This window comes from Oscillospiraceae bacterium (assembly GCA_031265355.1).
Lineage (GTDB): Bacteria > Bacillota > Clostridia > Oscillospirales > UBA929 > JAIRTA01.
Map to the genome: position 1 here is coordinate 36567 of JAISCT010000015.1, position 22399 is coordinate 58965.

Annotated in this window: 17 protein-coding genes; 14 read left to right on the plus strand and 3 right to left on the minus strand. The window is 63.4% G+C overall.

Translation table 11 applies throughout. The annotated features are described in order from the left end of the window. Positions 1 to 10 precede the first annotated feature (10 nt). The 11 genes from rpoZ (at position 11) to LBK75_01975 (ending at position 15192) form a co-directional block, all read left to right on the plus strand. The gene (rpoZ, locus tag LBK75_01925) at positions 11 to 220 is read left to right on the plus strand and encodes a DNA-directed RNA polymerase subunit omega (GenBank protein ID MDR1157054.1); all 210 of its coding nucleotides are present in this window, start codon (positions 11 to 13) and stop codon (positions 218 to 220) included. Further along, positions 217 to 2688, plus strand: coding sequence for a primosomal protein N' (gene priA / locus LBK75_01930; protein MDR1157055.1), 2472 nt, complete (start codon positions 217 to 219; stop codon positions 2686 to 2688). Before rpoZ ends, priA begins: the two co-directional genes overlap by 4 nt. 15 nt (positions 2689 to 2703) lie before the next feature. Then, positions 2704 to 3198 carry a peptide deformylase gene (gene def, locus LBK75_01935; GenBank protein ID MDR1157056.1) on the plus strand — a complete coding sequence of 165 codons (495 nt, stop codon included), beginning with the start codon at positions 2704 to 2706 and terminating at the stop codon, positions 3196 to 3198. After that, positions 3195 to 4136, plus strand: a complete 942-nt coding sequence (gene fmt, locus LBK75_01940; GenBank protein MDR1157057.1) for a methionyl-tRNA formyltransferase — start codon at positions 3195 to 3197, stop codon at positions 4134 to 4136. Before def ends, fmt begins: the two co-directional genes overlap by 4 nt. After that, positions 4133 to 5488: a 16S rRNA (cytosine(967)-C(5))-methyltransferase RsmB gene (rsmB, locus tag LBK75_01945; GenBank protein ID MDR1157058.1), complete on the plus strand. Its 1356-nt coding sequence runs from the start codon at positions 4133 to 4135 to the stop codon at positions 5486 to 5488. The genes fmt and rsmB overlap by 4 nt, the downstream gene beginning before the upstream one ends. Further along, positions 5485 to 6516: a 23S rRNA (adenine(2503)-C(2))-methyltransferase RlmN gene (gene rlmN / locus LBK75_01950; GenBank protein ID MDR1157059.1), complete on the plus strand. Its 1032-nt coding sequence runs from the start codon at positions 5485 to 5487 to the stop codon at positions 6514 to 6516. The genes rsmB and rlmN overlap by 4 nt, the downstream gene beginning before the upstream one ends. A 125-nt stretch (positions 6517 to 6641) precedes the next feature. Beyond that, a complete protein-coding gene (locus LBK75_01955; protein ID MDR1157060.1) occupies positions 6642 to 7376 on the plus strand; it encodes a Stp1/IreP family PP2C-type Ser/Thr phosphatase in 735 nt (244 codons plus the stop codon). A gap of 18 nt (positions 7377 to 7394) precedes the next feature. After that, positions 7395 to 9461, plus strand: coding sequence for a Stk1 family PASTA domain-containing Ser/Thr kinase (pknB, locus tag LBK75_01960; GenBank protein ID MDR1157061.1), 2067 nt, complete (start codon positions 7395 to 7397; stop codon positions 9459 to 9461). 4 nt (positions 9462 to 9465) lie between these two features. Continuing rightward, positions 9466 to 10344 (plus strand): ribosome small subunit-dependent GTPase A, encoded by an 879-nt coding sequence (rsgA, locus tag LBK75_01965; GenBank protein ID MDR1157062.1) that lies wholly within the window; start codon positions 9466 to 9468, stop codon positions 10342 to 10344. Positions 10345 to 10390: 46 nt separating this feature from the next. Further along, a complete protein-coding gene (locus LBK75_01970; GenBank protein MDR1157063.1) occupies positions 10391 to 11035 on the plus strand; it encodes a thiamine diphosphokinase in 645 nt (214 codons plus the stop codon). A gap of 596 nt (positions 11036 to 11631) precedes the next feature. Then, positions 11632 to 15192 carry a glycoside hydrolase family 3 C-terminal domain-containing protein gene (locus LBK75_01975; GenBank protein MDR1157064.1) on the plus strand — a complete coding sequence of 1187 codons (3561 nt, stop codon included), beginning with the start codon at positions 11632 to 11634 and terminating at the stop codon, positions 15190 to 15192. 92 nt (positions 15193 to 15284) lie between these two features. Here LBK75_01975 and queA read toward each other — a convergent pair whose 3' ends face one another. Next, the gene (gene queA / locus LBK75_01980; GenBank protein ID MDR1157065.1) at positions 15285 to 16307 is read right to left on the minus strand and encodes a tRNA preQ1(34) S-adenosylmethionine ribosyltransferase-isomerase QueA; all 1023 of its coding nucleotides are present in this window, start codon (positions 16305 to 16307) and stop codon (positions 15285 to 15287) included. After that, positions 16304 to 18004 (minus strand): SpoIID/LytB domain-containing protein, encoded by a 1701-nt coding sequence (locus tag LBK75_01985; protein MDR1157066.1) that lies wholly within the window; start codon positions 18002 to 18004, stop codon positions 16304 to 16306. Before LBK75_01985 ends, queA begins: the two co-directional genes overlap by 4 nt. A 515-nt stretch (positions 18005 to 18519) precedes the next feature. Between LBK75_01985 and asd the strand changes: the two genes are divergently transcribed. The 3 genes from asd (at position 18520) to dapB (ending at position 21467) form a co-directional block, all read left to right on the plus strand. After that, a complete protein-coding gene (asd, locus tag LBK75_01990) occupies positions 18520 to 19602 on the plus strand; it encodes an aspartate-semialdehyde dehydrogenase (GenBank protein ID MDR1157067.1) in 1083 nt (360 codons plus the stop codon). A gap of 171 nt (positions 19603 to 19773) precedes the next feature. Next, entirely contained in the window at positions 19774 to 20664 is an 891-nt protein-coding gene (dapA, locus tag LBK75_01995; GenBank protein MDR1157068.1) for a 4-hydroxy-tetrahydrodipicolinate synthase, read from the plus strand. 44 nt (positions 20665 to 20708) lie between these two features. Next, complete coding sequence (dapB, locus tag LBK75_02000; GenBank protein ID MDR1157069.1) at positions 20709 to 21467, plus strand: 4-hydroxy-tetrahydrodipicolinate reductase; 759 nt, start codon at positions 20709 to 20711, stop codon at positions 21465 to 21467. 6 nt (positions 21468 to 21473) lie between these two features. On the opposite strand, the gene LBK75_02005 is transcribed toward dapB, so the two are convergent. Continuing rightward, a complete protein-coding gene (locus LBK75_02005; protein ID MDR1157070.1) occupies positions 21474 to 22217 on the minus strand; it encodes a hypothetical protein in 744 nt (247 codons plus the stop codon). Between the last annotated feature and the right edge of the window lie 182 nt (positions 22218 to 22399).

Below are 22399 nucleotides of genomic sequence, written 5' to 3' on the forward strand. Positions count from 1 at the left end.
GGTATCATGGATGCTGGAACCGTCGCTGAATCAACTGATGCACCAGATCGACACACGTTATCTGCTTGTGAACGTCGCGGCCGCGCGGGCACGTGAGATTGCCGAGGAAGCCGAGCGGCAGGGAATCCAATTGAACGAAAAACCGGTCAAACTGGCCATTGAGGAGATTGCCGAAGGGCGGCTGACCGCCCGTGCGCTGCACCCAGAAAGTTCTTCATGAGTGACGGAGACGGCGCGCGGTACGCGCGTGTGGCCGTGGCTGACGCCGTGTTTGCCATCGACCGCCCGTATGACTACGCGGTGCCGGAGACCATGCGCGCGGATATCGCGCCGGGCTGCCGGGTGCTTGTGCCGTTTGGAAGAGGCAACCGGCGCAGCGAGGGACTTGTGCTGGCGCTGGCCGGCGAGAGCCGAGTGGAAAAGACCAAGCCCATCGCCGCACTCCTTGACCGCGCGCCTGTGCTGGACGAGACGGCCATACGGCTGGCCCTGTGGATGCGAGAACGTTATGTCTGCACTTGCTACGAGGCCGCGCGCGCCATGCTCCCGGCGGGGCTGTGGCACGCGCACGCCGAGACGGTGGCGCTCACCCCGGGCGTCGATCGCGCGGAGGCGCTGGCGCTGCTGGCCCAGTTGCCGAAGGCGGTGCAGCTGCTGGAGGCCCTGTACGGCGCGCCTGAGGGGCGTCTGTCCCTGGGCGAAGCCGAGGACCTGCTGGGCGGCGCGGCCGCGCTCCGCGATGCGCTACGCACACTGGCCGGCAAAGGCCTGGCCGAGGGGCGGACTGTGACGCGCCGCCGCGTGGGCGATAAGACCGTACGGGGCGTCCGTCTTGCCATCGCGTCCGAGGACGCGCGCGCGCTGGCCGCCGCCTGGGCGGCGCGCGCCCCCATGCAGACGGCGGTGCTCACACTGCTCTGCGAGGCCGAGGTGGTGTCGACCCACGAGATAGGCTACCTGACGGGCGCGCGGCCCGCCGTGCTTACACAGCTTGCGCGGCGTGGTCTCGTGACGTTTGAGGAACAGGAGGTATACCGCCGTCCGGCGGGCGCCTCCCGGGAACCGGCGGCGCCCTTGGTTTTGAACGACGGGCAGCAGGCAGCCCTGACGCGCCTCACCGCGCTGGCGGACGCCGGCCGGCCGGTCTGCGCGCTGCTCTTCGGTGTAACGGGCAGCGGGAAGACGTCGGTCTATCTTGAGCTGATTCGGCATATAGGCAAACAGGGCGGACAATCTATCGTCATGGTACCGGAGATCGTACTGACGCCCCAGCTCATGGAGACGTTCTCCCGCGCGTTTGGCGAGCGCGTGGCCCTGCTGCACAGCGGGCTCTCGCTGGGCGAGCGGTATGACGAGTGGAAACGCATCCGCGCGGGTCTCGTCGATGTGGTGCTCGGTACCCGTTCGGCGGTTTTTGCTCCGTTGACACGCCTGAAGCTCATTGTCATGGACGAGGAACAGGAACACAGCTACAAGTCGGAAAACGCGCCGCGCTACCACGCGCGCGACGTCGCCAAGTACCGCTGCACGCGCTCCGGCGGCCTGTTGCTGCTCGGCAGCGCCACGCCGTCTGTAGAAAGCGCGTTCTTTGCCCGTAGCGGGCGGTATGTATCTTTGGAGATGCCGACGCGTTATAACGCACGCGCGCTGCCGCAGGTGCTGATGGTCGATTTGCGCCGAGAGCTCCGGGAGGGCAACGCCGGCGCCCTCAGCGCCGTGTTGTGCGCGGAAATCGAAAAAAATCTTACGGCCGGGCAGCAGAGTATTCTCTTTCTCAACCGGCGGGGCTACAACCGTCTGCTGCTCTGCGAGAGTTGCGGGACCGCGCGCCATTGTCCGCGGTGCAGCGTCGCGCTGACCTACCACGCGGCGAACGACCGGCTGATGTGCCACCGTTGCGGCCACTCGGAAAAACGTCCCGACGTCTGCCCGGACTGTGCCGGTTCGTTTCGGCCCGTGGGGACCGGTACACAGAGAGTAGAGGAGGAACTGCGTGTCCTCTTCCCCGGTGTGGAGATGCTGCGTATGGACGCCGACACCACCGCCGGGCAGGGTGCGCATGCGAAATTGTTGACGCACTTTCGCGAGGGCCGCGTCCCACTGCTCATCGGGACGCAGATGGTGACAAAGGGGCTGGACTTTGAAAACGTCACGCTGGTCGGTGTGCTGGACGCCGACCAGGCGCTTCACACCGGTGAGTTTCGCGCCCACGAGCGGGCATTTTCGCTGATCACGCAGGTGGTGGGCCGTGCTGGGCGCGGTGAGAAGCCGGGGCGTGCGGTTATCCAGACATTCACGCCGGATCATCCGGTGCTCGCGGCCGCGGCCGCGCAGGACTACGAGGCATTTTACCGCGATGAGATCGCCCTGCGGCAGGCCGTGGGCCTCCCGCCTTTTTGCGACATCGTCACGCTGGTATTTTCGGGGATAGATCCGGAGCAGGTGCAGCACGCCTGTCTGCGGCTGCGCCGGGCGGTCGAGCAAACCGGGCGGCGCCTGTTTGCGCAGGTGCTGGGCCCTGTGCCCGCGCTCGTTTGGAAGGTAAACAACCGCTATCGTTACCACATGACGCTGATCGGCCGCTACGACAAAGTGGTCCGCGGCTATGTGGGCGGACTGCTCACGGCGTTCAAAGAGGACGGCCAAAACCGCGGCGTTCATCTTTACGCCGATTTAAACGCATATTGAGGGAGAGATGCCATCATGGCCCTGCGTCAGATTTTGACGCGCGGAGACGAGACGCTGCAAAAGACGTCCCGTCCCGTCACAAAGTTCGACAAACGGCTGCACACGCTGCTGGACGATATGTTGGAGACCCTCCGCGACGCCCATGGGGCCGGTTTGGCGGCGCCCCAGATCGGGGTGCTGCGCCGTGTGGTGCTGATCGAAGTGGAGGAGGGCGTACCCATTGAGCTCATAAATCCAGAGATCGTCCGGGAGGAGGGGGCGCAGGAGGGACCCGAGGGCTGCCTCAGCATCCCCGGCCTCTACGGGATCGTAAAGCGTCCGATGACCGTGACCGTGCGGGCGCAGGACCGCCATGGACAGCCTATCACGATGACGGGGGAGGAGATGCTGGCGCGGGCGTTTTGTCACGAGGTCGACCATCTGAATGGGCGGTTGTTTACGGAGTTTGCCACCGAATATTTGGACCCGGATCAGCTGCCGGCGCCGGAGGACGAGGAGGAGTCGATATAAATCTTGTTTTTATGGGCACCCCGGCCTTTGCCGTGCCCTCGTTGCGGGCGCTGCTGGCGGACGGTCACCGGGTGGCGGGTGTATTCACCCAGCCGGACAAGCCGTGCGGGCGCGGATACGCCGTCGCGTTTTCTCCGGTCAAGGAATTGGCGCTGACCCACGGCATACCGGTCTTTCAGCCCGAGACATTCCGGGCCGGCGCGGCGACGGAGACGCTGCGCGCGCTGGCTCCGGATCTGATCGCGGTGGTCGCGTACGGGCGGATCCTGCCGCGGGCGGCGCTTGAGATCCCGCCGGTGGGCTGTATCAATCTGCACGCGTCGCTGCTGCCGAAGTACCGGGGGGCCGCGCCCATCCAGTGGGCTGTGACAAACGGAGAGGCCGAGACCGGTGTGACGACGATGCACATGGCCCCGGCGCTCGACAGCGGGGATATCATTTACGCCGAATCCCTCTCAATTGGGCCGGACGAGACGGCCGCCGCCCTGCAAGAGAGGCTGATGGTCCTGGGGGCGTCGCTGCTGTCGAGGACCGTGCGCGCGTTCGCGGACGGGGTGGCGCCGCGCACGCCGCAAAACGACGCCGAGGCCTCTTTCGCGCCTCTGTTGTGCCGCGAGGACGGGCGGATCGACTGGCGGGCCGACGCCCGTCAGGTTTGCTGCCTGGTGCGGGGGATGCAGCCCTGGCCGCTGGCCCACACCGCCCCGGAGCACTGGAAGATCTACGCCGCCCGGGAGACCGGCCGTCGGAAAGAGGGCGCGCCCGGCACCGTGGTCGCCGTCGGGCCGGGAGGACTGGAGGTCCTCTGCGGGGACGGATACACAGTGCTTATCACCGAGCTGCAGGCCAAGGGCGGCCGGCGCATGGCCGCGGCGGATTATGCCCGCGGCCACGCGATGCCGCGGTCTCTGCTGGCCGGAGAAGAGAACGGCCGATGAAAGCAAGGGACAGTGTGGACGTGTCGCCGGCGCGCAGCGGCGCACTGCGGGTCCTGGCGGCGCGCCGCCGCGGCGGGTGGCCGGACAGGGCGCTGAAGGACGAACTGAGACGCGGGCGGTTTTCCGCCCGCGACGCGGCACTGTGCACGCGGCTCAGCTACGGCGTCTTGCAAAACGAAAGGCTGCTGGACTTCTATCTGGCGACCCATTCGCGCCTGCCGCTCACCCGACTGGAGGCCGGGATTCTGGATATCCTGCGCCTCGGCGCTTATCAAATTGTATTTTTGGATAAAATTCCCAATTATGCGGGCGTCTCAGCCTGTGTGGATATGGCGCGCGCGCTGTCCGGCGCCAAGGCGGCCGGTTATGTCAACGCGGTGCTGCGCGCGCTGTTGCGCGGATCGTTGCCTCAGCCCGGCGGCACGGACGTCGAGCGCCTCTCGGTGCTCTATAGCCGGCCTGCCTGGCAGGTGGCGCTGTACTTGGACCGGCTGGGGCCGGACGAGTGCGAGGCGCTGCTGCGCGCGGACAACGAAAGCCCGCCCATTTGGGTGCAGGTGAACCCCCTACGCGGCCGTGCGGAAGAACTGGCGGAGCGTCTTGCCGCGGACGGGGTGGAGGCGGTGCCTCATCCCTTTGTGCCCGATTGTCTGGCGCTCAGCCACACCGGGGACATCGAGGCGCTGGAGACGTACCGGGCGGGGTGGTTTCTGGTGGCCGATCCGGCCGCCCGGCTGGCCGTGTCGGCGGCGCGTCCGCAGCCCGGGGAGACGGTGATCGACGGTTGCGCCGCGCCGGGCGGCAAGAGTTTTCTCACGGCCATGGAGATGCAAAACCGCGGACGCATTCTGGCTTGCGACATACATGGGCACAAGATGACGCTGCTTGAGAAGGGCGCGGCGCGGCTGGGTCTTTCCGCCGTGACGCCGTGCCGCAAAGACGCGGGCGCGTTCGATCCGTCGCTGACGGAGAGCGCCGACCTGGTGATCGCCGATCTGCCCTGCTCAGGTATGGGTGTTGTGCGCAAGAAGCCGGACATCCGGGATCGAGACGCCGAGGATGTGGCGGGCCTGCCCGCCGTGCAGCGCAGGCTGCTTTGCAACCTCGCGCGCTATGTACGGCCGGGCGGGCGGCTTTTGTATGTCACCTGCACATTGCGGACGGAAGAAAATGAGGCGGTGGCGGACGACTTTCTGCAGAGCCATCCCGCCTTTGCGCCGAAGTCCTTTATATTGCCGCCGCCCGTCGGTTGCACGGACGGGCGCATCACGCTGTGGCCGCACCGTGTGGAGACGGACGGGTTTTTTATCGCGCTGTTCGGGCGTGTGGGCGGTGGAGGTGAGGCCGTATGACGGGAGGACTGGTAGAGCTCGCCGCCTGTACGCCGGAGGAACTGCGGACTCTGCTGCCGGAGGCGCCGGCGTACCGCGCGGGACAGGCGTTTCGGTGGTTGCAAAAGGGCGTGCGTGCCTTCGATGAGATGACGGACCTGCCGCTGTCTCTCCGGGAACGGTTGGCGGCAATCGGGTACCTGACGGCGCCGTTCGCCACCCGGCGTCAGACGGCCCGCGACGGCACAACGAAGATTCTTTGGAGGCTGTCGGACGGACAGAGCGTCGAGAGCGTGTTCATGCGTTATCGGCACGGCAACACGGTGTGTCTTTCCACGCAGGCGGGTTGTCGGCAAGGTTGTGCCTTCTGTGCCTCCACAGTGGGGGGGCTGATCAGAAACCTGACCGCCGGGGAGATGCTGGCGCAGGTCACGGGCGCCGCCCGTCAGGTCGGTGCGCCCGTCTCCGGCGTGGTGCTCATGGGAATCGGGGAGCCGCTGGACAATCTGGACGAGGTCGAGCGCTTCGTGCGTCTGCTGGCGCACCCGGACGGGCTGCACATGAGCCCGCGCCGCGTGTCGCTGTCGACCTGCGGGCTGATCGACGGCATCGATCGGCTGGCGGCGCTGGCCCTGCCGCTCACGCTGTCCGTCTCCTTGCATGCGGCCGACGACGAGACGCGCACTCGACTCATGCCGGGCAATCCGGGGGTGTCCGCGTTGCTTGACGCTTGCCGGCGCTACTTCAAGGCCACGGGGCGGCGCGTCTCTTATGAATACATTCTCCTGCGGGATGTAAACGATACGGAGGACCGGGCGCATTTGCTGGGCCGTCTGCTGACGGGTGCGCCGGCCCACGTAAACCTGATCCCATATAACCCGACGGGGCGGGGCGGTTTTCAGCCGAGCCGGCCAGATCAGATCCGCCGTTTTGCCGCCGCCGTGGCTTCGTATGGGCCGAGTGTGACCTGCCGCAGAAGGCTGGGCCAAGAGATTGACGCCGCTTGCGGACAATTGCGTAGACAAACCGGACAAAATGTCGTACAATAAGTCATGTTGTTTCCGCCGCCGCCCGGCGCACCGGGAGAGGCGGTCCCCTCAAGAGAGAGAGCAGAAAGTTCGGGCGGCGGTTCCGCCGGGGGCAGCCGCCACGGGCCAAGAAGTGGGTGGGACAGATGAACGCATGGGGCATTACCGACCAGGGCAAGGTGCGCACCCAGAACCAAGACGCCTTTTTCCTGCATGTGTCGCATGAATCCACGCAGGCCGTTCTCGCGGTCTGCGACGGCATGGGGGGTGCGCGCGCCGGCAATGTGGCCTCCGAACTTGCGCTTGAGATCTTTGTGGAGGAGGTCCGCCGGGATTTGCGCGCGTCGCCGGACGAACAGGAGATGGAGCGAATGCTGGCACAGGCCGTCGAAGAGGCCAACGCGCGCGTCTTTGCGCGCGCGCAGTCCAGCGAGGCGTATGCGGGGATGGGTACGACGCTGGTCGGCGCCATCCTATCTGGTCGTCAGGCGGCCGTGGTGAACATCGGTGACAGCCGCGCGTACCGCGTCGGCACGCACGGCGTGAGTCGCGTAACGCGCGACCATTCGCTTGTGGAGGCGCTGATCGACAAGGGAGATCTCACCTTTGAGCAGGCGCGTTCCCATCCGAGCAAAAATCTGATCACCCGTGCGTTGGGCACGGAGCCCCGCGTGGACTGCGATCTGTACACCTTGGACCTGGCGCCGGGCGAGTATCTGCTGCTTTGTTCGGACGGGCTCACAAACGTGGTGGAGGACCGTGAGATCCTGGCCGAAGTGCTTCGGGAGGGTGAACTCTCTCAGCGCTGCCGTCGGTTGATTGAATTGGCAAACGACAGGGGCGGCCCCGACAACATCACGGTCGTGGTTGCGCAGGTATGATTGAGGAGGTTCAGTTCAGTGGAAAAATACATTGGTAAGATGCTGGACAACCGGTACGAGATATTAGAGGTCATCGGAAGCGGCGGCATGGCCGTGGTTTACAAGGCGCGTTGCCACAGACTCAACCGTTTTGTGGCTGTCAAAATCCTGCGGGAGGACTATGCCAGAGACGCCGATTTCCGCCGCCGGTTCCACGCGGAAAGCCAGGCCGTGGCGATGCTGTCGCATCCCAACATCGTTGCGGTGTATGACGTCAGCCGCTCCGTAGATACGGAATACATCGTCATGGAGCTAATCGACGGCATCACGCTCAAACAGTATATGCAGCGCAAGGGCGTGCTGAACTGGCGGGAGGCACTCCATTTTACCACGCAGATTGTCAAGGCGCTCAGCCATGCCCACGGGCGCGGAATCATCCACCGGGACATCAAACCCCACAACATCATGATCCTGCGCGACGGAAGCGTCAAGGTGGCCGACTTCGGCATCGCCCGGCTCGTGTCCGTGCAAAATACGCTGACGCAGGAGGCGCTGGGTTCCGTGCATTATATCTCGCCCGAGCAGGCGCGCGGGAGTCACATCGACGCCCGTTCAGACCTCTACTCCGTGGGCGTTGTGATGTACGAGATGCTGACCGGGCGGCTTCCGTACGAGGGCGATTCACCCGTGTCGGTGGCCATCCAGCATATCAACTCCATGCCGCTCTCGCCCCGCGAGGTCAACGCCGAGGTACCGGAGGCGCTGGAGGTCATCACCATGAAGGCTATGTCGGCCAGCCTGACCCATCGCTATACGTCGGCTGAGGCCATGCTGCACGACCTAGAAGAATTTAGAAAAAATCCGAGTATCAGTTTCGATTACGACCTCAGCGGTCTCCATCCGCAGGAGAAAGCGGCCGTGGAGGAACCGACTCGGTCGCTGGGGCAGACTCGAGACGCGTTGAACGCCGTCGAACGTCCGGCGCCGTCCGCTCGCCGGCGCGGCGCGGCGGCGAAGGGGCGTGGACGCGGCGAGGCGAGGACAGAGGAGGTTCTGGAGGAGGAGGACTATCAGATCCGCCGCCGCAACAGCAAAATCACCGTGCTCACCGGTGTGCTGGCGGTGCTTGTCTTTGTGGCGGGCCTCACGTTTTTGATTTCTCAGCTTCTGGGCAGCAATCAACCGGTGGAAGACGTACAGGTGCCGCGTCTGGTCGGGTTGCATTACGAGAGAGAGGTCAGAAACAATCTGCAGTACGCGGAAGATTTCGCGATTGTGCGCAGCGAAGAGGGGGAGTATTCGGACGAGGCGGAGGAGGGCGTCATTTTGGAGCAGGATCCGCGGGAGGGTGAGATGCACAAAAAGGGCAGTACGGTCACGGTGACGCTCAGCTTGGGGCGCTATACATTCCAGCTTCTCGATTATACCAACATGAATTACCGGGAGGCCCAGCGAGAGCTCGCTCAGCTCAAACTGAAATTCGGTGAACCGGAATATGTAAATTCCGATCTGGTGGAGGGCATGGTAGTCCGCACCGAGCCCAAAAACGGCGACGACGTACACGAGGGAGACGTCATCCGTCTCATCGTCAGCAAAGGGCCTGAGGTGCAGATGGTGCGCGTACCTGATCTGAGAGACACCATGGTGGATGATCTGGCGCGCGTGCTGGAGCAGCTGGGTCTTGCCATGGGCGCCAAGCGCAACGTGGACAGCGACAAACCCGTGGGTACGATCGTCGGACAGAGCGTCGAGGCGAACACAGAAGTCGAGAAAAAGACCGTGATCAACGTGGACGTCAGCCTGGGGCCGACCGTATCCCCGCCGCCTTCGGACGATCCGCCGCCGGAGGGCCCGGACATGCCCGTCAACACACCGCCTTCGGTGGGCGACTTGCTCATCACCCGGACGCTGCGTGTGGCGCTGCCGTCCGCGCCCGAGCGAGTGCTGCTCACGGTGTACGTCGGGAGCGGCATCGTCAGAAGCGAATCGGTCAGCACACTTGACATGTACTACACCTGCGAGGTGTCCGGATATGCGGACGACACCGTGATGGTCTATATCGACAGCGTGCAGTACGAGGAGTACCGCATGAGCGATCTGCCCTAATTCCATGGTGGAACGCGAGGGATTGATTCTCAAAGGCGTCGGCGGGTTTTACACCGTCTGGGACGGCGAGGTCTCTGTCGTCTGCAAGCTGCGCGGTCGGTTGCGGCTGGTCCATCTCAGGCCCCTGCCCGGCGACCGCGTACGGATTCAGGTGCTGCCGGACGGTTCCGGTACCATCGACGAGATTTTGCCCCGGAAAAACGCATTTGTCCGCCCGCCTGTGGCCAACATCGAGACACTGGTCGTCGTCGGAGCCAGGGCCGTGCCCGAAACGGACCCGTTCCTCATCGACCGTATGACGGCTCTGGCGGAATCCAAGGGAATCGGCGTACTCATCTGTCTCAACAAAATCGATCTCAAGCCGGCGGACGAACTGGCGGAGGTGTGCCGCGCGGTCGGCTATCCGACCGTGCTTTTGAGCGCCGAAACGGGGGCGGGCGTCGATGAATTGGCGCGATTTATTGCCGGAAAGGTGGTTGCCTTTACAGGGAATTCCGGCGTGGGCAAGTCGAGTTTGCTCAACCGGCTCCGGCCGGAGCTTGCGCTCCGGGTGGGCGAAGTCAGCCATCGGGGCGGCCGGGGGCGGCACACCACGCGCCACACGGAACTCCTGCCTATGCAAAGCGGCGCCTGGGCGGCCGACACGCCGGGGTTTTCTACATTTGATGACGAGAGTCTGGAGCAGATCCAGTTGCAGGCGCTGCGGGATCTTTTTCCCGAGTTTAGGCCGTTTGAGGACGCCTGCCGGTTTACCGACTGTCACCACATCGGCGTGGCCGGCTGCGCCGTGCTGGAGGCGCTGGCGCGTGGGGCGATTCCGGCGTCCCGGCACGCGAGTTATGCGCGGCTCTACCGCGCCGCATCGGGGCGCAGGCAGTTCTGATCGGCGGGGGCGGATCCTTGATAGAGAACAGAGAGGGGCACGGTGAATGCGGGGTTTGGTGTTGGGGGCGGCGCCGCTGGGGAAGCCGGATTATGTACCGGGGTATCTGCGACCGGACGACATGGTGCTGTGCGCGGACGGCGGGCTGCGCCATGCGCGCGCGCTCGGTCTTCGGCCCCACGCGCTGATTGGGGACGCGGACTCCGGAGGGCGTTGGCCGCCGCCCGGCGTGTCGGTCATCCGTTTACCCCGGGAGAAGGACCAGACGGACCTGCAGGCCTGCCTGGACTACGGTCTGCAAAACGGCTGTGACGAGTTCCTCCTGTTGGGCTGCGGCGGTGGGCCTCGCCTTGACCATTTCCTGGGAAATTTAGGCCTGCTGGAGTACTGCGACGAGAGAGGCGCGCGCGCGCAGATTGTGGACGCGCGGCATGAGATTCGTCTCCACACCGGTGGTCTCGTGACCATTCAGGATCCGGACGCCTTTGTGTACCTCTCGCTCATTCCATTGGACGGCTGTATCTCCGGCGTGACGCTGCGCGGTCTGCGTTTTCCGCTCACAGACGCCGCATTGAGGCGGACGGAGACGCTGGGCCTCAGCAACGAGCCGTTGGGAGCGGGAGAACCCGTGGAGATAGCGATCGCCCGCGGCCGCGCGTTGGTGGTGCGGGCTGTGCGGAAGCGGCCGTAAGATCCGCCGCAATCACATTTTATCTGGCTGGGCCGTATACTGGAACAGACGCGCTGCGCCGGCGGATGCGCGCCGCTGTCGGCGGCCCGCGGCGCGCTGTCCAACAGGGCGCGGAGGCGCCCAACGCAAAGGTGGTGCCCGTTATGAAGATTGTCGTCTACAAGTCGCCCCGACTGCTCAAAGGGTTTCTGCGCACGCTGTTTGGCATACGCCGCGCAAAATTCTGACGCGATGCCCCGGGCGCCGTCGCGCCGCCGCGCCGGGGCAGTCGCAGGTGCGTCACGCAAAAAGAAATACACATGCCCTTGCGGGCGGCGGGAGCCAGGTTCCCGCCTTTTTTCTGCTCATTTGTCAAAATTTCCGCACAAAATCATTGACATTTATAGCATTCTGTAATATACTTTTACTTGAACTTGATTCGCGTGTTGCTGTAAAATGGGGCCCGCGTGTTTTGTGGTGCGTCAGGCCAAAAACCGGTTTGGTCGGAAGGATGTGGTGCCATTGTACCTAAATGTCCCCTGCGTAGCCGGCCCCGGACAGAGAAGAGGAAAAAGCAGAAGCAGAGACATGTAAAGAGTATGAGGAGGGTAAGGCAGATGTCACGTTCCATGAAATTTCGCGGCACATCTCTCGTGCTTTGTTTCATCATGGTGTTGTCCCTGTTCGTATGGAGCAGCGCACCATCGTTGGCGGCCGATTCCGAGGCGCCCGTACTGGTCTATGGCAACGGCTGGGTTGGTCCTCAGATTTCGGTGGCACATCCGTGGATCAACGTAGATAACATTCCGGACACCTTCTCCGGTCAGCCCGCCAAAGTGGCGGGGTACTACACAGCGGACGGGACGGATCCCACAGAGGAGAGTCCGGACCTCGTCTTGATGATGAATTATGGCGGTTTCTTCCTCATGGCCACCATCCAGCCGGTGCCGATTGGCCGCGTCAAGGTACTTCTGGTGCTGGATACCGAAGATGGGAAGCAGTACAGCGACATCGGCAGCCTGCTTATGTACCCGAGCGCGCCGGCGGCGTCCCTCGCCAGCGGCCTGTACCGATTGGATCAGGTGGGCGACGGTGTCACACTGATCAATACGCAGGCGGACACCGAGGTCTACTACACGACGGGTTTGGGCGTCTACCGGCCCGAGACCGGCACAGTGGACGCGTCGGCGATCCCGAACCCCGACTATACGCAGGAGGCACAAAAATACGCGGGCGGCGGCATCGTCCCGCCCAGCACGAGCGGCTCCGAGGCTTTTGTGATCAAGGCCGTCGTGGTGTACCAGACGAACGACGGCCCCCTCGAGAGCGAGCCGGCTGCCTTCTTCTACCGTGTGGCTGAAACCTTGCCGAAGCTGCGCGGAGCGGAGAACATCGACGAGATCATCGCCGCGCTGTCGCTGGAGGAGCGCGTCGCTCTCACGGGCGGCGTCGGCGGAGACCCGACCAGCCTCTTAAACGGCTCCAACTATCCTGAGGAGCTGAACATGGAAAACGGCCAGCCCATGTTCAGCCAGGGTCTCCCCGCAGGCGGTCCCGCGGGCGGCACACAGGCAATCCCGCGGTTTAACATCCCGGCGCTGGTGCTCGCGGACGGTCCGTCGGGCGTGCGCATGTGGAAAAACTCGACGGTGTGGATGGCTCCGGCGGGCCTTGGTTCCACCTGGAACGCGGAGCTTGCCGGGAAGGTCGGCGCGCGTGTCGCGGAGGAGGCCAAGCACTACGCGGTGGACATCGTGTTGGGGCCGGGGCTCAACATGCAGCGCAACCCGCTGGGCGGCCGCAACTTTGAATATTACTCCGAGGATCCGTACATCACCGGCCAGTCCGCGGCCGCCTATGTGGAAAACATCCAAGCGGGCGGCGTGGGCGTGTCGCTCAAGCATTACGTGGCAAACGACTCCGAGTCGAACCGTGGTCAGGGCGATATGATTCTCTCCGAACGCGCGCTGCGTGAGATCTACCTGCGCGGGTTCGAGATCGCGGTGGAGAAGAAACCGTGGACGATCATGACGGCCTACAACAAGACAAACAGCGGAAACGAGGACGGCCGGGCCATGTCCGGCAACAAGTTCCTCGTGACGGACGTGCTGCGCGGCGAGTGGGGCTTTGACGGTTTTGTCATGTCCGACTGGGGCGGAGACTATGTGCCGCCGGAGTCTCTTGAGGCGCAGATGGATCTGGGCGAAAACAGCCGTGACACGGCGTCCGTGCACGCGTGGATCAACGACCCGGCCATCACGCAGGGGGAGAAGGAGCGGCGCATCGGGCTTGTGAACCGCAGCGTGAAGAATATCTTAAATGTGCTCGTCAAGACGTCGGCCTTTACGGGCGTGTACGGCGCGTTGAAAGAGGACGGCACCTACACAGGGCTCACGCAGCGCGATGTGAGCGAGCGCTCGAACAGCTTCGGTACGTCCGATGTGTACAAGGAGTCCGCCGTGGTGAACAAGCAGGCGGCGGACGAAGCCATCGTGCTGCTGAAGAACGCCTTGCAGACGCTGCCGCTGGCGGGCACGGAGAAGGTGGCGCTGGTGACGAGTCCGCTGGCGTGGTCGGAACTCTTCGAAGGCCGCTGGTACAACGACAGCGCCTCGGTGGGCGACATCGTGGTGCAGGGCACAGGGAGCGCACAGATCCGGTTTAACAACAATACGACCGAATACAGCCCCACGCTGTATGACGCGCTGGAAGGCAGCGGGTTTGACGTGGTCGACTGGCGGATCGGCGGCGCTGTCATCAACGCCTCCGGTGCGGACGGCGCGGGCCGCGCGATCGCGGCGATCGGCAGCACGCCGAAATTAAACGGCGTCATTGACATCAGCAATCCGCCCGCGAACACAACGGGCGACGCGCTGGCGCAGGCGGTGGCGGCTGCGGCGGAGACAGCCCGTCCCGTGGCGGCGGCTGCGGCGGCCGCGGCGGATGTCGGCATCTATGTGCTGACGCGCGTGGCCGGTGAGGGCGCCGACCTGACGGTGGCGGAATTTGATTTGACAGTGGCGGAGAAGGGTGTTTTGAAGGCCTATTCAGACGCCTTCCACGCGGCTGGCAAGAAACTGGTCGTGCTGCTGAACGCGGGGTCCGCCGTGAACACGACGGAGTTCAGGGCGCAGACGGACGCAATTCTGGCGGTGTGGAACCCTGGCACCGAGGGCACGCGGTCGATCGCCGACATCCTGAAGGGTGCGGTGAATCCGTCCGGGAAGCTCGCGCAGACACTGCCGCAGACATACAGCGACAGCCCGTCCGTCGCGATGCGGACCGAGGAGCGCAAGGACCTTGCGTTCAACTCCATGCCGGCGGCGTACTATGACGAGGGCGTCTATGTGGGTTACCGCTACTTTGAGTCACGCCCCGAGACCTACGAGACCATGGTGGCGTATCCGTTCGGCTACGGTCTCAGCTACACGAGCTTCCGTGTCAGCGACCTGAAACTAGACAAGACCCGTTTTGACAAAGACAACCCGAACGATACGATCACGGCGACCGTAAAGGTCAAGAACACCGGCGGCGTGGCCGGCAAAGAGGTTGTGCAGCTCTACCTGAACGCCGACACCTGGCAGGCGGAGGGTCGTCCGCGGCAGGAGCTCAAGGCCTACGCCAAGACAAAGCTCTTACAGCCGGACGAAGAGGAGACAGTTTCGCTGACACTAAGCCTGAGAGATCTCCAGTACTTCGACGACGCCAACCCGACGAACGACCTGAGCGATGTGACATACGGAAACGGCGCGGGCTGGACTGTTGCCGACGGCACCGTCTTCACGGTGACTGTCCGTGACAACGCCGAGAACGCCGAAACCCCGAACGTCCCAATCGCGGGCCTCGCGGGTACCTTTGCCTACGGCGACATCGTTGACGGCGCGCTGACCGCGCTCAACAACATCGAAGTCGGGGAGACAGCTGCCACCACCAAGTACACCGTCTTAAACGGCCTGGACAGCGATGTAGACCTCGTCTACGGCTATGCCGTCTACAACGCGGCAGGCAGGCTTGTGGACAGCAAATTGTTGACGGGGACGGCGCCCGCCGGCCAGGTGACGGATCTGACCATCGACGTCGCCGGGCTCACCAAAGGTCAGCAGGTGAGAGCATTCCTCTGGCGCCGTGACAGCGCCTATACGCCCATCAACGACCCCACCACAGCCGTCGTGCCGTAAATATCAACAACATCCTCTCGCTTTTGTAAAAAGAGCGCAACAAAGCAGGAGCGGTCACCGAAAGGCGGCCGCTCCTGCTTTTTGTCATGTGCTCAAAGTATCAACATCGCATCGCCAAAGCTGAAAAATCGATATTGCAATGACACAGCCTCGCGGTAGGCTTCCAAGATGGTCTTGCGATCGGTCAGAGCGGCGACCAGCATGAGAAGCGTGCTGCGAGGCAGATGAAAATTGGAGATCAGTCCGTCCAGTGCGCGGAAGCGGTAACCGGGCGTGATGAAGATGTCGGTGAATCCGGCGTGCGCCCGAAGGCGCCCTTCTGTGTCTGCGAAGGATTCCAGAGTGCGGCAGGCGGTGGTTCCCACGGCGACGATGCGCCCCCCGGCGCCGCGCGCCGCGTTCACTGCCCGCGCGGTCTCTTCGGAAACCATCGCATACTCGGCGTGCATCACGTGCCGTGAGAAATCTTCTTCCTTTACAGGCCTGAATGTCCCCAGCCCCACATGGAGTGTGATCGCGTGTATGGACACGCCACGGCCGCGCAGGGTGTCCATCAGCGCCGGCGTGAAATGAAGACCGGCCGTAGGCGCCGCCGCCGAACCGGGCACCTTGGCATAGACGGTTTGGTAGCGTTCCGGGTCGTCGAGGCGCGCCTTGATGTATGGCGGCAGCGGCATCTCCCCCAGGGTGTCCAGCAGCTCGAGGAAAATCCCCGTGTACGAAAAATGCACCACTCGGCTACCCTCCGCCGTCTCGGCTGCCACAGTGCCGGTAAGAAAACCGTCCCCGTAAGAGATCACCGTACCCATGCGTGTCCGTCGGCCCGGACGCGTCAGACAGAGCCAGTTGTCGCTCCCCAGATCGCGCAGCAACAGTGTCTCCACGGCAGCCCCCGAGGCCGCCACGCCAAAAAGTCGAGCCGGCAGCACGCGGGAGTCGTTGATGACCAAACAATCGCCCGGCCTGAGTAGGTCGGGCAAGTCTGTAAAGTGCATATGCTTTCGTATGTTGCGCACCCGGTCGAGCACAAGCAGACGGGAGGCATCCCGCTGCGGCAGCGGCGTTTGGGCGATCAGCGCCGACGGCAGATCAAAATCAAAGTCGGATGTCGTCATGACGCCGATCCCTCTCGCCGCACTTCGGCATTTTGGAAGTAATATGTGATGATGTCTTCAAAGCGGTAGCCCTGTTCGGCCATGCCTTTGGCGCCGTACTGGCTCATCCCCACGTTGTGCCCCCAGCCGCGACCGCTGATGAGATACTGGCCGGTGGAGACGGACGGCAGCGAGGACAGCCCGCTTTTGGCGCGCAGCAACAGGCCGGAGAGCGAACCGGACAGAGGCGCCACGCCGTCGCGGCCGACGGCATATAGGCCGCCGATGCTGCTCTTCGTGACCCTGTTGCCGGCGCCGCCGATCACGGTGAGCGTAGCGGTGCCGGAACTGATGGTGTAACGCTGGCTGTGCGTGTGCAGGTTCAACGCGCTGCTGTTTAAAACGGTACGGGCGCGTTCCCGTTCAAAATTGTGTTTTTTGCCCAGCGCGTCCACAAAGGTCACACGGTACACATTGCCGGCCGGCGTGTATTCGTCCACATAGGCGTCCACAATGGCGCCCGTTGAGTAGCCCTTGTCCCGCAGGATTTGCGTGATGTCGGCGTTTGTGTAGGTGAAACTCCAGATGCCGTTGACGGCGCGGGAAAGATCTTCAAAATTGTCCGGCACCGCCCGAAGATAAGCGACGTCGGTGCCCCAAACGTTGACGGCGCTTTCCGTCGAGCCGCCGTTGGACGAGTGATAGACCGTGCTGGCCATCTTGCTCCCGTGGTAGACGTAGTAGCCCATCGTCTCGTCCACCGCCCGGTCCGAATTGGCCGAGGCGCTGCCGGTACCGTGGTACACCTGACAGTCGGTCGTCGAACAGAGATCGAAGCCATACTCGCGGTGTTTGCTGAGGTTGGTTGCCGCGTAGGATTTGGCGCAGATGGCCTGCGCTTTCAGCGCCTCCAGCGGCCATGCGGGGTTCATCTCGTAGGGGATGACCCCTTTGACATAATCCTGGGTGGTCACCCAGTTGACCACCGTCATGTTGTTGCCGGTGGTACGGCGGTACTCAAATCCGCCGCAATACCGGTAGCCCTTGAACCAAGTGATCGGGGCCGGCGTATCGCGCAGTGACGGGTGGATGGCCAGAGAGACGGACGCGCCGCCGTCGAATTGGAAGACCATGGTTCCCGTCTCTGTCCGGACTACAGACACGCAGTAGGCGCTGCCGGTCACAACTTGGGCGCCTGGGAGACCCGCCGCCGGAGCGGCGCCCGCGGCGGCGGCCGAGGTATACGCTCCGATCCGCACGCGGTAATGACCGCTGTCATAGACGGGGAAGGCCTCGTAGCCCTGCCCGCACAGGTCGGCGGCCCGGCCCTGCGCCTCGCTGAAACTGCTGAGCGAAACGCCGACGTCCACGTGATAGCAGCCAATGGTCATGCTGCCGGTGGGTGGGGAGTCGTCGTAGTAGACGCCGCTTTTCATATAGACATTGCGATTTTTGACCATCGTGATCTTGGTCTCCGTCGTCTCCCCAATCCCGACAAAACTGCGCCCGTCTTGCAGGTACCCAAAGCGATATCCGGACCCCGTGTGATTTTCCAGATTGGCCGTGGGCAGCGCCGTCGTGTTGTAAAACAGACCGATCCGCAGCACGGGATTGTCTTCCGCCGTCTGCCCCGCGGGCATGGTTCCGACGAGCGCGATCGCGGCCATAGCCGCGCACAGAACGCATTTGAAAGAAGCGCTTGTTTTTTTCGTTTGCATGATGACCCCTTTAACCCCGGCCGATCCGTCGCCTTCAAGGCCGACCGGCTCGTATCTCTCTGATTTCTGTGATTTCGCCTGTCAAAGGCCACGAAGACCCCATTGACAACAAAAACGCGCTGTGCTATGATAAAATCACAATTGAATTTGCGCAGGATAGAGGCGCGGGCTTCATGAGTAGCGCGGACGAGGGCTCCCATGCCCAATGACGCCGCCGCCAAAGGGAAGACCGCCGAAGGAACGGTCGGATGGGTACGTCTGTGTTCCTGGGCGGCAGGTGAACAATCTGCCGACTGTCATCCCACCGTTTGGATGAAGAGCTATCTGCTTTTGTATGTAAAGACGCGCCACGAGGGCCCGAGCCCCTTTGCGTATATTATATACAAGGTCAGCCGGTTTTTCAACCGGCTTTTTCTTATTTTTCGGCGCAAGACATGATCTGCCGAAAAAATCGGCGCGGCCTTCGGCAGACGCACTTCTAACACCTGAACCATGAGATGGAGGGATTGTTCGCAATGAGACAGTACAAAGTGGGGATCATCGGCGCCACGGGTATGGTGGGTCAGCGTTTCATCACGCTGCTGCACAATCACCCCTGGTTTCACGTCGCTGTGGTTGCGGCCAGCGCCCGCAGCGCGGGCAGACCGTACGGGCAGGCTGTGGAGGGGCGCTGGCATATGACAATGCCGCTGCCGGCGGACACGGCGGCCCTGCCTGTGCTCGACGCGGTGAAAGATCTCGCGCAGATCGCCGCTGCCGTCGATTTCGTTTTCTGTGCGGTCGACATGAAGAAGGACGAGATCCGCGCGCTGGAGGAGGCCTACGCCAGGGCCGAATGTCCCGTGATCTCCAACAACTCGGCCCACCGCGTCACCCCGGACGTGCCCATGATTATCCCGGAGATCAACCCGGAACACGCCGGGATCATCCCGGCGCAGCGCCGCCGTCTGGCCACAAAACGCGGGTTTATCGCCGTCAAATCCAACTGTTCCATCCAGAGCTATGTGCCAGCCATCCACCCGCTGCGCGCCTTCGAGCCGACCGAGGTGCTGGCCTGTACCTACCAGGCCATCTCCGGCGCCGGCAAGACCTTTGCGGCCTGGCCCGAGATGGTGGACAACGTCATCCCGTTTATCGGAGGCGAAGAGGAAAAGTCGAATCTGGAGCCACTGCGGGTCTGGGGACGCATCGAGGGGGAGGTGATCGTCGACGCCGCCGGTCCAAACATCACCTCGCAATGCATCCGGGTGCCGGTCTCGGACGGACATCTGGCCGCCGTGTTTGTCCGGTTTGCCCAAAAACCGGCTCCGGCGGAGATCAAAGCTCTCTGGGCCGCCTACCGCGGCCGTCCGCAGGAGCTCGGCCTGCCCAGCGCGCCGAAACAGTTTTTGCATTATTTTGAGGAGAGCGATCGCCCACAGTCGCGGTTGGATCGGGACCTCGAGGGTGGCATGGCCATTTCGCTCGGCCGGCTGCGCGGCGACGCGCAGTACGACGTCAAGTTTGTCTGTCTCTCGCACAACACGCTGCGCGGTGCGGCGGGTGGGGCCGTTTTGATGGCCGAGCTTCTCTGCGCGGAGGGCTATATCGGCGGTTGAGTCGGCGGTTACCTCCGGCGGCGACGGGACAAATCGTAAAAATTAGGCATACAATGGTTCCAGGTGTCAGAAGTGCGTCTGCCATACAACACGTACAATAGACCGACGCCGGTACGGGTTTCTGATACCCAAACCGTGTATGTCGGCAGTTTGAAGGAGGTAGCTAAGGTCATGAAGACTCCGGTTTTTGTCGGTTCCAGTGTGGCCATCGTCACCCCGTTTGCCGGTGATTTTGTCGATTTCGAACGGCTGGGCGAATTGATTGAGTACCAGATTGCCAACGGCACCGACGCGATCACCATTTGCGGTACCACTGGCGAGGCATCCACCCAGACGATTCCCGAGCATCTGGCCACCATCGAGTACTGCATTAAAAAGGTGGACGGCCGCGTGCCGGTCATTGCGGGCGCGGGCTCGAACGACACGAGCCACGCGTTGCTGCTGTCGCAGGCGGCCGAGGAGTCGGGCGCCGACGCGCTGCTCCTGGTTACGCCCTATTACAATAAGACGACGCAAGCCGGCCTCGTAAAACACTTTACCTATCTGGCCGACCGGGTGCATATCCCCATCATCCTGTACAACGTGCCGCCGCGCACCGGGATGAGCTTCACGGCGCAGACCTATCAGGAACTGTCCCGCCACCCGCTCATCAACGGCGTCAAGGAGGCCTCCGGCAACCTCACGCTGCTGGCCCAGACGCGCGCGCTGTGCGGTGACGAGCTGTGTGTCTGGTCCGGCAACGACGATCAGATCGTGCCGCTGCTGGCGATGGGCGGTCAGGGCGTCATCTCCGTACTGGCCAACGTGGCCCCGCGGGAGACCGCCGACATCTGCCGGCTGTGGCGCGAAGGGAAGACAGCCGAGAGCGCCGCGCTGCAGATCCGCCTGCAGGCGCTCATCGACGCGCTGTTTTGCGAGGTAAATCCTATCCCCGTAAAGACCGCGATGCGGCTCGTCGGGTACGACTGCGGCCCCCTGCGCATGCCGCTGTGCGAGATGGACCCGCAGCACCTGGCCCTGCTGAAGAAGGCTTTGATCGGCGCAGGCCTGCTCACGGCGTGATCAAACAGCGGCCCCGGCGGGGCTGTCTGAGGATGTGAAAACAGATGCAAAAGATATTTCTCTCCGGCTGCAACGGACGCATGGGCCGGGCTGTGGCGGGCCTGTGCGCCGGCCGCCGGGACGCCTACATTGTGGCGGGGCTGGATGTGAACACGGAAAAACACTTCGACTTTCCCGTCTATGCCGACCCGATGGAGTACGGCGGCCGGCCCCATGTGGCGCTCGATTTCTCCGCGCCGGTGGCCCTGCTGCCGTTGCTGGCCTACTGCCGGAAGAAAACGCTGCCCCTGGTGCTGGCCACCACCGGCTACGACGAGGCGCAGCAGGCCGCCGTGCACGCGGCGGCGGCGGAGATCCCCATCTTCCAGTCCGGCAACATGTCGCTGGGGATCAACCTGCTCCTCGACCTCGTCCGCCGTGCCTGCGCCGTGCTCGGCGAGGGTTTTGACGTGGAAATTATCGAAAAACACCATAGCCAGAAGCTGGACGCGCCCAGCGGTACGGCTCTGATGCTCTGCCGGGCGGCGGCCGAGTCGCTCCCCTATGAGGCGCACCCGGTCTATGACCGTCACGAACGGCGCGCGCGGCGCGACCCGCACGAGATCGGCCTGCACGCCGTGCGCGGCGGCAGCATCGTGGGGGAGCACATCGTCCTCTTCGCCGGGCACCATGAGGTCATCGAGATCTCCCATTCGGCCGGTTCTCGCGAGGTCTTCGCGGCGGGCGCCTTGCGGGCGGCGCTTTACCTTGCCGGCGTCACCCGCCCGGGCCTTTACGGCATGGACGACATGCTGCGCGCGTGAGACGGGTCATTCGTATATCCCTAATTCCACAAATATCCTGCCTTTGCGGGACAGTCCGCCAACCGAGAGCACCCTGGCCCGGCCTCGTCCGCGCAGGCTCAGCAGATCGCCTTCGGCTACGTGTTTGTCCGGCTTTTCGCAGGGCAGATGATTGACCGACACCAGGCCGCCTTCGATCAGGGAGGCGGCCTTTTCGCGCGCCAAGCCGAACGCGCCGCTCACCAGCGTGTCCAGCCGGGGGGAGGAGACCGAGACCGTTTTGGCGCGCAAAGTGTCCGCCCGGATGGGGATTTCGGACAGGGGGACTTCGGACAGCGCCGCCCCCGCCCGGCCGATCCGGACAATCTGGTCCAAAAAAAAGCGTGACAGTGTCCGCCGGCAAAGAAAATACGCGGGCGGGCCGCCGGCTATGATGTCTCCTACGGCGCGGCGCTCAACGCCCAAGGCCATGAGAGCGCCCAGGATGTCCCTATGGCCGATCTCGTCCTGAGGCCGATGATCGACTTTGATACAGGCCAGCAGCGCGCCGGGGTCTCCGACGTCGCCCCAGTCCGATTCCGTGAGGACGGCCGCCGCACGGACCGCGCCGGGGAACCCGCCTTCGAAGGTGACGTTTACGTCCCGGCGGCGGGCAAAATGCTGTGTGACAAGGGTTTGCTCCGCGGGGGAGAGGAAACCGGACACGGCGCGGCCCTGGCGGCATGCCTTACGGGCCAGGTCGTCGAAATGGGGGAGAAGGTTGTCGTCCATAGCACTTTATCATCCTAAATTTTCCATTTATTCTCTAGACACGCTCTGAAAGCCGGTTTCATTCTAGTGTACTGTATCATTGATATCCACGCATACTATTTTCCGCTAATTCTACGCTATAGGGTTGGCCCAAACTTAGGATACAAGGATATCAATCTCTTGCGTGAATCCTTAGTTCTGAA

Bases quoted from the DNA above. Each gene is read 5' to 3' on its own strand.
- rsgA (MDR1157062.1), top strand. From the start codon at position 9,466: ATGGTGGAACGCGAGGGATTGATTCTCAAAGGCGTCGGCGGGTTTTAC.
- queA (MDR1157065.1), bottom strand. From the start codon at position 16,307: ATGACGACATCCGACTTTGATTTTGATCTGCCGTCGGCGCTGATCGCC.
- asd (MDR1157067.1), top strand. From the start codon at position 18,520: ATGAGACAGTACAAAGTGGGGATCATCGGCGCCACGGGTATGGTGGGT.
- LBK75_01985 (MDR1157066.1), bottom strand. From the start codon at position 18,004: ATGCAAACGAAAAAAACAAGCGCTTCTTTCAAATGCGTTCTGTGCGCG.
- rlmN (MDR1157059.1), top strand. From the start codon at position 5,485: ATGACGGGAGGACTGGTAGAGCTCGCCGCCTGTACGCCGGAGGAACTG.
- rpoZ (MDR1157054.1), top strand. From the start codon at position 11: ATGCTGGAACCGTCGCTGAATCAACTGATGCACCAGATCGACACACGT.
- LBK75_01970 (MDR1157063.1), top strand. From the start codon at position 10,391: ATGCGGGGTTTGGTGTTGGGGGCGGCGCCGCTGGGGAAGCCGGATTAT.
- priA (MDR1157055.1), top strand. From the start codon at position 217: ATGAGTGACGGAGACGGCGCGCGGTACGCGCGTGTGGCCGTGGCTGAC.
- dapA (MDR1157068.1), top strand. From the start codon at position 19,774: ATGAAGACTCCGGTTTTTGTCGGTTCCAGTGTGGCCATCGTCACCCCG.
- LBK75_02005 (MDR1157070.1), bottom strand. From the start codon at position 22,217: ATGGACGACAACCTTCTCCCCCATTTCGACGACCTGGCCCGTAAGGCA.
- dapB (MDR1157069.1), top strand. From the start codon at position 20,709: ATGCAAAAGATATTTCTCTCCGGCTGCAACGGACGCATGGGCCGGGCT.
- def (MDR1157056.1), top strand. From the start codon at position 2,704: ATGGCCCTGCGTCAGATTTTGACGCGCGGAGACGAGACGCTGCAAAAG.
- LBK75_01975 (MDR1157064.1), top strand. From the start codon at position 11,632: ATGTCACGTTCCATGAAATTTCGCGGCACATCTCTCGTGCTTTGTTTC.
- rsmB (MDR1157058.1), top strand. From the start codon at position 4,133: ATGAAAGCAAGGGACAGTGTGGACGTGTCGCCGGCGCGCAGCGGCGCA.
- LBK75_01955 (MDR1157060.1), top strand. From the start codon at position 6,642: ATGAACGCATGGGGCATTACCGACCAGGGCAAGGTGCGCACCCAGAAC.